Source organism: Pseudomonas sp. NPDC089530 (assembly GCF_050280705.1).
Taxonomy (GTDB): domain Bacteria; phylum Pseudomonadota; class Gammaproteobacteria; order Pseudomonadales; family Pseudomonadaceae; genus Aquipseudomonas.
This window is the reverse complement of sequence record NZ_JBNNVU010000212.1, coordinates 1-1335: the sequence shown is the minus strand read 5'-3', so window position 1 is coordinate 1335 and position 1335 is coordinate 1. Positions and strand designations below refer to the sequence as shown.

Here is a 1335-nt window from a genome sequence, read left to right as displayed (position 1 = left end):
CTTGCCGGTATGACTCACCCACATAGGTAACAAATCAGTTCAAGCACATAGGTGACAGTTTTTAACTGGCAGGGTCGATTCCGAGGATCTGACCATGCCGTGGCGAGAGCTGAACCCTATGGACCTTAAAGTGATGTTCATTGCTGACTATCTGTCGCGACGCTTTAACTTCCGCGAGCTGTGTGCAGCGCACGGTATCAGTCGAAAGACGGGCTACAAATGGGTGGCTCGTTACAACGCAGACGGTGTGCATGGCCTGGATGAGCGGAGTCGCCGTCGCCATTGCCAGGCGTATGTTATTCCCTTTGAAATCAAGGCCTCGATCATCGAGTTGCGCTCCAAAGGGCCTACGATACCGGGCCCCAAGAAGATCCAGGCGGCTCTGGCTGAACGTTTTCCAGGGCAGGTGCCCCCCTCTAAAACCAGTATCTACAACATTCTCAAACAGGCCGGGCTGGTGACGCCGAGGCGCCTGCGTCAGCGGGTTGCGGTCTATCCGAGTCCGCTGAAAAAAGCCGATGTCCCTAATCAGTTATGGAGCGCTGATTACAAGGGGCAATACCTGACGGGGAAAGGGGTCTGGTGTTACCCGTTGACGGTCATGGACCATGCGAGTCGCTTCTTGTTGGCCTGCGAGAGCATGCCCAGTACCAACTTTAAAGACGCCAAAACAGCTTTCGAGCGGTTGTTCAGGACCTATGGCATGCCTGAACGCATTCGTACTGACAATGGCGTTCCGTTCGCCAGCGGAGGTCGCGCGGGGCTATCGCAGTTATCTATCTGGTGGCTACGTTTGGGGATCATTCCCGAGCGAATCCAACCAGGTCGGCCCGAACAGAATGGCCGTCATGAGCGCATGCACCGCACACTGAAAAGTACCTTGGTCAGTCCTCCTGAAATCGAATGGGGCGCTCAGCAAAAGCACTTTGACCTGTTCATGCAGCACTACAATCATGAACGCCTGCATGAGGCGCTGGGACAGAAAACCCCAGCCTCCTGCTATTGCTGTTCGGATCGAACTTATCCGGCACGGCTACCAGCTATGAGATATCCCAGTCATATAGAAACCTATGTCGTTGACTCTTGTGGGGTCGTCAACAGAGGTCGGCTCAGGATCTATGTCGGTAATGTGCTTAAGCGAGAAACGGTGGGCTTGGAGCGTATTAGCGAGGGGATCTGGGACGTCATATTTGGCCCGATCAAGCTGGGCCGCTTCGATCTGAAAGATGCCAAGGACGGTTATATCAGGCTCAATCCGGCATCACAGGCCTGATTTGGTGTCACCCATGTGCCTGAACTTTTCTGTCACCTATGTGGTTGTCCCGTTCATGCCCC

At 54.3% G+C, this 1335-nt stretch carries 1 protein-coding gene; it reads left to right on the top strand.

The genetic code is table 11. From position 1 onward, the window contains the following. Positions 1-94 precede the first annotated feature (94 nt). Positions 95-1273: an integrase core domain-containing protein gene (locus ACQKQA_RS30345; RefSeq protein WP_427564802.1), complete on the top strand. Its 1179-nt coding sequence runs from the start codon at positions 95-97 to the stop codon at positions 1271-1273. Positions 1274-1335 lie beyond the last annotated feature (62 nt).